Below are 9,227 nucleotides of genomic sequence, written 5' to 3' on the forward strand. Positions count from 1 at the left end.
GGGGACATCGGGGTGGGGGACATGAACGACCGTCAAGGGGCGCCCGAGAAGGGTACGGGGGCGTGGGGCCAGGCGATCCTGGCGTTCGTCCTGTTCGGGGTGGTGGCCGGTGGCCTGTGGCTGCAGGACGCCTTCGCCGGACCGGGCACGGACAACGGGCCGGCCACCTGCTCGACCTCGGACGACGCCTCACCGGCGCCGAGGAAGCGGGTCTCCGGGGCGCAGTTGTGCACCGCGCTGAACCGCAAGGACCTGCCGAAGCTCGTCGGCACACCGCTGGAGGAGGCGGAGTACGCGTCGGGCAGCGAGAGCGAGTCCCGCTGGGCCGGCGGCACCAAGACCATCACCCCCGAGGCGAAGGTCGAACTGGAGTCCCACACCGTACAGATCTCGGCGTCGTACGACGACCTCCCGGTCGCGGAGTCGATCGACTACCTGGGCGCCGGGGCCCAGTCCAAGACGGTCCTGGGACACAAGGCGGTGCTCTACTCGGGGCAGACCATCGCCATCTCCTTCCGGCTCGACGGCGGCGACGCCACGTCGGGCCCCGGCGGTGTCGCCCGCCATCTGCTGGTGGCGAGCGACACCAAGGACAAGGGCGACACCTACGACCTGGTCATCTGGCGCGAGGACCGACTGCCGCCGGACGACGCGGCGCTGTTCCGCATCGCCGAGAAGGTGCTGCCGACGCTTCCCGGCTGGAAGTCCGGCTGAGCCGGGGGCGGTTCACCGGCGCATCGGCGCCCCGGACGTCGAGGCAGGCCAGGCCTCGAACCGGCCGCCGCCCGAGCGGAACGTCAGGGTGCGGACGCGCTCGGCCGGACAGTCGCTCGCCTGCTCGATGACGACGCCGTGCTTCGGCCGTCTGAGAACCGTCGCACGGTCTGCCCTGCGTGTCAGTCCGCCTTGACGGGGCTGGGTACGACGGGGCTCACGGGTTCGGAGGCCACCTCCTCGACGGCCTCGCCGTTCAGGACCTTCTTGGCCCGCTCGGTGTCCAGGGCGCCCTCGCAGCGGGCGACACCGAAGGCGGCGACGCCGTTGCCGAGGAGGTTGGTGGAGAGTCAGGCCAGGGTCACCTCGACCGGAAGCTTCTTGATGCCGTTGACGAAGTTGGACCGCACGCGCGGGACGTCACCGGCGAGCCGGATGTCGGCGAGGCGGGGGATCAGCTCCTCGAACATGATGCGGATCTCGGTGCGGGCCAGCAGATTGCCGAGGCACAGGTGCGGGCTGCCCTTGCCGAAGGTGACGTGGTCGTTGTTCTGCCGGGCCACGTCGAAGTCGTACGGGTTGCCGAAGACCTCCTCGTCGCGGTTGCCGGAGGCGAACCACATGACGACCTTCTCGCCCTCCTTGATGTGCTTGCCGCCCAGCTCCACGTCCCGGGTCGCGGTGCGGCGGAAGTGGTAGACGGGCGAGGCCCAGCGCAGGAACTCCTCGACCGCGACCGGAATCAGCGACGGGTCCTGCTGGAGGCGGGCGAGCTGCTCGGGGTGCTGGAGCAGGGCCAGCATGGAGTGGGAGATGGTGTGGCGGGTGGTCTCGTTGCCGGCCACCACCAGCAGCAGGAAGTAGTTGTCGAAGTCCTGCGCGGAGAGCGGGACACCGTCGCGGGGCGTGGCGTTGACCAGGCGGGACACCAGGTCGGTGCCGTCACCGCCGCGCCGCTGCCGGGCCAGTTCGCGGCCGTACTCGAAGACCTCCACCGAGGCGGGCGAGCGGAACGGCAGGTGCCGGTACTTCTCGCTCTCCTCGCTGTGCAGCAGGACGTCCGCGTAGTCGGGGTCGGTGTTGCCGATGATGCGGTTTCCCCAGTCGATGAGCTTCTGGTTGTCCTCCGGCGGCACGTCCAGCAGCCGGGCCAGGACGTTGATGGGGAAGTCGGCGGAGACGTCGGCGACGAAGTCGAAGGTGCCCTTCGCCAGGGCCGCGTCCAGCGTGGTGGCGGTCAGTCCGCGCAGGAAGTCGGTGTAGCCGTTGATCACGCCCGCGCCGAACTGCCGCTGGATCACGCTGCGCAGCGCGCGGTGGCGCACGCCGTCCATCTCCAGGATGGAGGCCCGGGTCTTGATCTGGTCGTCGTCGACCTCCTCCAGGTTGACGAACCTGGTCGAGGTGAAGGTCTCGGCGTCCCGGTCGACGCGGGCGATGTCGGCGTGCCGGGTGACGGCCCAGAAGCCGGAGTTGGGGGCGTCCTCGGGCTGCCAGTGCACCGGGTCCTCGTGGCGCAGGGTGTGGAACATGCGCCAGGGGGTGATGCCGTCGGTGAAGTTGCCGAGGTCGGCGAGGTCCACGTCGGCCAGCGGCAGGGGCTCCTGGAGGGCCTCGCGGACGGAGGGGAGGTGGGCGGAAGTGGTCATGTTCTTGGTTCTCCTGGACGTCACAGGTGGTAGGCGTACTCGGTGAACTCCCAGTCGGTGACGTGCCGGTGGAAGCGTTCGACCTCGTTGCGCTTGTAGCCGAGGTACGAGGTGGTGAAGTCCTTGCCGAGCACCTCGGTGAGGGCGGTGTCCGCCTCCAGTGCGTCGAGGGCGTCGGACAGGTTCATGGGCAGGACGGCCGAGCGAGCGGTGTCGTAGCCGTAGCCCTCCAGCGGGGCGGGGGGTTCCTCGCCCGCCCTGACCCCGAGGAGCGCGGCGGCGATGGTGCCCGCGATCAGCAGGTACGGGTTGGCGCTGGCATCGCCGAGCCGCAGTTCGAGCCGGGCGCCGGAACCGCGCTCGGGCGGGACGCGGACCATGGCGCTGCGGTTGTCGAGCCCCCAGTCGATCAGCCAGGGCGCGAGGGTGTCGGGCCCGAAGCGCTTGTAGGAGTTGACCGTCGGGTTGGCGAGGGCGGCGAGGGCCGGGGCGTGGGCGAGGATGCCGGCGAGGGCGTGCCGGGCGGTGGCGGACAGGCCATGGGCGCCGGACGGGTCGTCGAAGGCGTTCTTCCCGCGTTCGTCGTCGCAGGACAGATGGAGGTGGAAGCCGGAACCGCCGGCGTCGTTGAACGGCTTGGCCATGAAGGTGGCGAGCCGGCCCTCCTTGCGGGCGAGCTCCTTGACGGCGGCCTTGAAGCGGAAGGACCGGTCGGCGGCCGACAGCGCCTCGGAGTGGTCGAGATTGATCTCGAACTGCCCGCCGTCGAACTCGTGGTTGCCGTTGGTGGCGCCGATCCGCAGGTCGCGGAGGTGGCGCAGGGTGCGCAGCAGATGGTTGTCGGGGTCGGCGCGCAGGCCGGCGGTGTAGACGACTCCGGCCGCGCCCGAGTAGCGCTTCCAGCCGCTCGGGGACCCCGGGTCCTCGTCGCACAGGAAGTACTCCAGCTCGGGCCCGACGATCGGGGTCAGGCCCTGTTCGGCGCAGCGGGCGAGCACGGTGCGCAGCAGGTCGCGGGGCGACTCGGGCGCGGGCGACCCGGTGGCCGGGTCGACGGTCTCCCCGAGGCAGGCGGCGACGCCGGGCTCCCACGGCAGGGGGACCAGGGTGTCGAGGTCCGGTCGTACGTGGATGTCGGGCAGCCCCGCGTCGAGGCCCCCGGGCACCGGGACGACGTCCCCCTGGGGGGAGGTGTGGTAGACGGCCCGGCAGAAGGTGAGGCCGTGTTCGCAGGCCGTGGGGAGGCTGTCGAGCAGGACGTCCCGGGCGCGGTCGGTGCCGATGAGATCGGGGTAGGTCACGCGGACCACGTCGATGCCCTCGGCGGCGAGCCGCTCCTGGTGCTGACGAATGTCCGGTGTTGGGGATGCGCTCACCGTTGTCTCCTCGGCGGCAGGCAAATGATTTGAGCCCAAACGATAAGAACGGGCCCAGTGGCCCGCAAGGGGTTGTGGCGAAAAAATTATCCACCTGGACAGCTATTGACCAGGGGTGTGCAGCTTCCTATGTTGTTTGGAGCCAAATGACCTGAGGAGGACCGGCCATGAAGGTCGTCGTCGACATGAACAAGTGCCAGGACCACGGCCAGTGCGTTTTCGCCGCCCCCGAGGTCTTCCAGCTGGACGCGAACGGGCGGCTGGCCTACGTCAGCGACCCCGACGACGCGCTGCTCGACGAGGTCGAGGAAGCCGCCGACGTCTGTCCGCTCCAGGCCATCCGGATCGAGGCCTGACCATGGCTTCCACCAGTGCACGCGTCGTCGTCGCCGGCGCCTCCATGGCCGGTCTGCGCGCCGCCGAGCAGCTGCGCGCGGCCGGCTGGAGCGGGGCGATCACGCTCGTCGGCGACGAGCCCCACATGCCCTACAACCGGCCCCCGCTCTCCAAGGAGGTGCTGGCAGGGAAGGCGCCCTTCGAGTCCCTCGCCTTCCGGCCCCGCGCGAGCGTGGCCGACGTGGAATGGCGCCTCGGCACCAGGGTCGTCGCGTCCCGCCTCGCCGAACGGACGGTCGTCCTCGACGACAGCTCGGAGCTGTCGTACGACGGGCTGGTGGCCGCCACCGGGATGCGGCCCCGGCGGCTGCGCTGCCCCGGTCCCTTGGCCGGACGCCACACGGTCCGCACCCTCGCCGACGCGCAGGGCCTGCGGGCCGAGCTGACCCGGCCCGGTGCCCGGGTGGTCGTCGTCGGCGCCGGGTTCATCGGCTGCGAGGTGGCCGCGACCGCCGTCGGCCTCGGTGTCGCCGAGGTGACCGTCGTCGATCCGCTGCCGCTGCCCATGGTCGGCCCGCTCGGCGAGCTGCTCGGCCGCGCGCTGCTCACCCGGCACGAGGAGCGCGGGGTGCGCTTCGCCCTCGGCACCGGGGTCGCCGGATTCGCGGGCGAGGACCATGTCACCGGGGTGATCCTCGACGACGGGACCGTGCTGCCCGCCGACGTGGTGGTGGAGTCGGTCGGCTCGCTCGCCAACACCGAGTGGCTGGGCGGCAACGGCCTCGACCTGACCGACGGAGTGCTCACCGACGAGCAGCTGCGGGTCGGCGGACGGCCGGAGGTCGTCGCGGTGGGCGACGTGGCGCGCTTCCCCAACGCCCGCTACGACGGCGTACCGCGCCGGGTGGAGCACTGGTGCATCCCCACCGACACCGCCAAGCACGCGGCCAAGGTGCTGACCGGCGCCACGCCCGCGCCGTTCGCACCGCTGCCCACCTTCTGGAGCGACCAGCACGACTTCCGGCTCCAGTCCTTCGGCGCCCCCGTCCTCGGCAAGGACGACGTGCGCGTCCTGGAGGGCGACCCGACCGGGGACGTCCTGGTCGGCTACCACCGCGACGACCGGCTGGTCGGCGTCGTCGCGCTCGGCGGCCCGGCCATCGCCTCCGCCGCCGCCCGCCACCGCGCCGACCTCCTGAAGCAGCCCGCCCTCACCGCGTAAGGAACCGCCTCACCATGACCACCGTCCGTGGATTCCTCCACCCCAAGACGGCGACGGGCTCGTCGTCGCTGATCCCCTCCCCGCCCTGGCGCTACTCGGGCGACCTGCTCACCGTCGAGTACCGCACGGACCCCGCGCGGGTGCGCGAACTGCTGCCGGAGTCGCTGGAGCTGGCTGACGAGGACCCGGGCGCGGTCGCGCTGATCTGGGCCGACTGGCAGTCCTGCTCGGCGTCCGGCACGGAGCTGCTCGACCCGGTGCTCTCCCAGTACAAGGAGGCCTTCGCGGTCGTCCGGTGCAAGTACCGGGGGCGGACGTACTCGCGGTGCGTGTACATCTGGGTCGACAAGGACTTCGCGATCGCCCGCGGGCTGCACCAGGGCTACCCGAAGAAGCTCGGGTCCATCCACCAGACGCGTCCCCACCCGTACGGGCCCGCTCCGCGGATCGAGGCGGGGGCCCGCTTCGGGGCGACGCTCGCCGCGGCGGACCGGCGGCTCGCCCAGACGGTGGTGACGCTGCGGGAGCCGTCGGAGACGAACGGCTTCGTCAACGCCCACCCCATGGCCCACCACCGGTGGCTGCCCTCGATCGAGAAGGGGAAGGGACTGGCGCTGGACGAGCTGATCGAGTCCGGCGCGGCCTCCTTCGAGGGCGGGCAGCCCTGGGTCGGCGACGCTGAGCTGGAGCTGTTCGAGGCGCCGACGGAGGAGTTGGCGCGGCTGACGGTGGAGGAGCCGATCGCCGCGTACTACCGCCAGGTCGGCGTGGTGTGGGACGGCGGACGGCTGCTGGAGTCCGGGATGTCGGGAGCGGCGGCCGGCTGAGCCCGGCGGGCCGCCACGGGCCGTCCGTGGCGCGCCACGCCCACGCGGCACAGCCGCGTGTCGACACGTCCCGCGCCCCTGGGTCGGCGCACCTCCCCTTCGCTGAAAAGGACACCCTCCCCATGTCTGACAAGATCGTCGTCGGCGGAGTCTCCGTCGACACCCGGCACTGGATCGGCGGCGAACGCGTCGCCTCCTCCGACACCTTCACCGACCACTCCCCCATCGACGGCGCCGTGCTCGGCGAGATCGCCCGCGGTGGGCCCGCCGAGGCGGCTGCCGCCGTCGCCGCCGCGAAGGCCGCGTTCCCCGGGTGGGCCGCGACCTCGCGGGGGGAGCGGGCGCGCATCCTGCACGCCATCGCCGACGGCGTGGAGAAGCGCCTGGAGGAGCTCGCCGTCGTCGAGACCACCGACAACGGAGCCCTGCTGCGGTCGCACCGGCGCGGGGTGATGCCCCGGGTGGCGCACAACTTCCGGTTCTTCGCGGACTGGCTGCTCCAGCTGGAGCACGAGGACTTCGAGACGCGCGGGCACACGAACCACGTGTCGTGGGACCCGGCCGGCCCCTGCGTCCTGATCACCCCGTGGAACGCCCCGCTGATGCTCGCCACCTGGAAGGTGGCCCCGGCGCTCGCCGCCGGCGACACCGTGGTGCTGAAGCCCGCCGAGTGGTCACCGCTGACGGCCTCCCTGCTCGCCGACATCGCCGCCGAGGCGGGTCTGCCGGCGGGCGTGCTGAACGTGGTGCAGGGCTACGGTGCCGAGATCGGCGACGCGCTGACCTCGCATCCGGACGTGCGCCGCATCAGCTTCACCGGATCGGTACCCACGGCCAAGCGGATCGCCGAATCGGCCGCCGCCCACCTCACGCCGCTCAGCCTCGAACTCGGCGGCAAGTCCCCGCTGCTGGTGTTCGCCGACGCCGACCTGGACCTCGCCGTCGATCTCGCGGTGGAGCAGTACGACAACGCCGGACAGGTGTGTCTGGCCGCGACGCGCTTCCTCGTCGAGGAGGCGGTCGCCGAGGAGTTCACACGGCGGTTCGTGGAGAAGGCGAGCGCGCTGAAGCAGGGCGATCCCCGGGACGAGGCCACCGACATCGGGCCCAACATCCACCTCCGGCAGCTGGAGAAGATCGACGGGTTCGTGCAGCGGGCCCTCGCGGCCGGGGCGCGGGCGGTCATCGGCGGGCACCGGCTGGACGGGCAGTACTACGCACCGACCCTGCTCACCGATGTGGCGCAGGACTCGGAGATCGTGCAGGAGGAGGTCTTCGGACCGGTCCTCACCCTCCAGACCTTCACCGACGAGGACGAGGCCGTCCGGCTCGCCAACGACACCCGGTTCGGGCTGGCCGCCACCCTCGCCACCGGCGACCCGGCCCGCGCCGAGCGGGTCACCGCGCAGCTCGTGGCGGGCACGGTCTGGGTCAACTGCTTCTTCGTCCGCGATCTCCAGGCGCCCTTCGGCGGCTCCCGCCAGTCCGGGGTGGGCCGCGAGGGCGGCACCTGGAGCTTCGACTTCTACTGCGACCTGAAGAACACGGTCACCGCACCGAACGGATGGAACAACCATGGGTGAGATCGTCGGGGCGGGCCTCCTCGCCCATGTCCCCACCATCGTGCTGCCGGAGGAGGACCGGCTGGAGCTCAACGAGGGCAAGGAGATCACCCTCGTCACCGGCCTCCAGCAGCTCCGCAAGGACGTCTTCGAGCGGGACGACTACGACACGGTCGTGGTCCTCGACTCGCACTGGGCGACCACCGTCGAGTTCGTGGTCACCGCGCAGCAGCGACGGGCCGGGCTGTTCACCTCCGAGGAGCTGCCGCGGGGCATGTGCCGGATGCCGTACGACTTCCCCGGCGACCCCGAACTCGCCCACAACATCGAGAAGTTCGCGGACAAGCACGGCACCTGGATCACCGCGATCGAGGACGATTACCTGCCGATCTACTACGCCACCATCAACCTGTGGAAGTTCCTCGGCGAGGGGCTGCCGGACAAGCGGTGGGTGACCATCGGTGTCTGCCAGACCGGCGACATGGAGGACCATCTGCGGCTGGGGCGGGCACTCGCCGACGGCATCGCCGCCACACCGGGCCGCCGGGTGCTGCTGATCGCCTCGGGCGCCCTCTCGCACACCTTCTGGCCGCTGCGCGAACTGCGCGACCACGAGGCCAGCGACCCGGTGCACATCTTCACCCCGGAGGCGCGCGCGGCCGACGAGGAGCGGATCGCCTGGTTCAAGGAGGGGCGCCACGACCGGGTCCTCGACACGATGGACGAGTTCTGGAAGTTCAAGCCGGAGGCGAAGTTCTTCCACTACCTGATGATGGCCGGCGCCCTCGGCGAGAGGGCGTGCGCGGCCAGCGCCCGGCAGTACGGCGAGTACGAGAACTCGATCGGCACCGGCCAGGTGCACCTCTGGTTCGACCGGCCCGCCGACGGCTGGACCGCATCCCACACCCCCGTACAGGAGTCCTCCCATGCCTGAGTACCGCCGCATCCTGCTCGACGGCGCCGCCGTCCAGGTCACCGTCGACGGTGACGAGCTGGTCGCCGGGGACGGCCGCCGCGTCAAGATCGAGGACGCGCACCACCTGCCGCCGGTCGTGCCGTCGAAGGTGATCGCCGTCCACCTCAACCACCGCAGCCGCGTCGACGAGTTCGGGATCGAGCTGCCGGACACCCCCACGTACTTCCACAAGCCGACCTCGGCCCTCAACTCCCACCGGGGCGCGATCGTCCGCCCCGAGGGCTGCAAGTGGCTCAACTACGAGGGCGAGGTCGCCATCGTCATCGGGCGGACGGCGCGGAACATCTCCCCCGCCGAGGCCGGCGAGTACATCGCGGGCTACACCGTCGCCAACGACTACGGCCTGCACGACTTCCGTGACACGGACGCGGGCTCCATGCTCCGGGTGAAGGGCTCCGACACGCTGTGCCCGCTCGGTCCGGGGCTGGTCACCGACTGGGACTTCCGCGGCAAGAGCCTTCGGACCTACGTCAACGGCGAGGTCGCGCAGGACGGCTCGACCGACGAGATGCAGTGGGACATGCACTACCTCGTCGCCGACATTGCCCGCACCATCACCCTCTAC

The 9,227-nt window shown here is 71.2% G+C and carries 9 protein-coding genes; 7 read left to right on the plus strand and 2 right to left on the minus strand.

Going from position 1 to position 9,227, the window contains the following annotated elements; translation table 11 throughout:
* Positions 1-21: 21 nt before the first annotated feature.
* Complete coding sequence (locus AOK23_RS07985; RefSeq protein ID WP_055712056.1) at positions 22-714, plus strand: DUF6215 domain-containing protein; 693 nt, start codon at positions 22-24, stop codon at positions 712-714.
* 350 nt (positions 715-1,064) lie between these two features.
* Here the strand turns inward: AOK23_RS07985 and AOK23_RS07990 are convergent, their stop codons facing one another.
* Both AOK23_RS07990 and AOK23_RS07995 read right to left on the minus strand, forming a co-directional pair.
* Entirely contained in the window at positions 1,065-2,363 is a 1,299-nt protein-coding gene (locus tag AOK23_RS07990; protein ID WP_055712049.1) for a cytochrome P450, read from the minus strand.
* A 20-nt stretch (positions 2,364-2,383) separates the two neighbouring features.
* Positions 2,384-3,739 (minus strand): glutamine synthetase family protein, encoded by a 1,356-nt coding sequence (locus AOK23_RS07995; RefSeq protein WP_055712050.1) that lies wholly within the window; start codon positions 3,737-3,739, stop codon positions 2,384-2,386.
* 167 nt (positions 3,740-3,906) lie between these two features.
* Here AOK23_RS07995 and AOK23_RS08000 point away from each other — a divergent pair, with 167 nt between their 5' ends.
* The 6 genes from AOK23_RS08000 to AOK23_RS08025 form a co-directional block, all read left to right on the plus strand.
* Positions 3,907-4,095 (plus strand): ferredoxin, encoded by a 189-nt coding sequence (locus AOK23_RS08000; RefSeq protein WP_055512415.1) that lies wholly within the window; start codon positions 3,907-3,909, stop codon positions 4,093-4,095.
* 2 nt (positions 4,096-4,097) lie between these two features.
* The gene (locus tag AOK23_RS08005) at positions 4,098-5,297 is read left to right on the plus strand and encodes an NAD(P)/FAD-dependent oxidoreductase (protein ID WP_055712051.1); all 1,200 of its coding nucleotides are present in this window, start codon (positions 4,098-4,100) and stop codon (positions 5,295-5,297) included.
* A 14-nt stretch (positions 5,298-5,311) separates the two neighbouring features.
* Positions 5,312-6,124: an acetoacetate decarboxylase family protein gene (locus AOK23_RS08010; RefSeq protein WP_055712052.1), complete on the plus strand. Its 813-nt coding sequence runs from the start codon at positions 5,312-5,314 to the stop codon at positions 6,122-6,124.
* A 122-nt stretch (positions 6,125-6,246) separates the two neighbouring features.
* Entirely contained in the window at positions 6,247-7,707 is a 1,461-nt protein-coding gene (locus AOK23_RS08015; RefSeq protein WP_055712053.1) for an aldehyde dehydrogenase, read from the plus strand.
* Positions 7,700-8,620 (plus strand): 3,4-dihydroxyphenylacetate 2,3-dioxygenase, encoded by a 921-nt coding sequence (locus tag AOK23_RS08020; protein WP_055712054.1) that lies wholly within the window; start codon positions 7,700-7,702, stop codon positions 8,618-8,620. Before AOK23_RS08015 ends, AOK23_RS08020 begins: the two co-directional genes overlap by 8 nt.
* Positions 8,613-9,227 (plus strand): fumarylacetoacetate hydrolase family protein (locus AOK23_RS08025; RefSeq protein WP_055712055.1); only part of this gene is annotated, 615 nt, incomplete at its 3' end. The genes AOK23_RS08020 and AOK23_RS08025, both read left to right, overlap by 8 nt.

The organism is Streptomyces torulosus (assembly GCF_001419765.1).
GTDB lineage: Bacteria > Actinomycetota > Actinomycetes > Streptomycetales > Streptomycetaceae > Streptomyces > Streptomyces torulosus.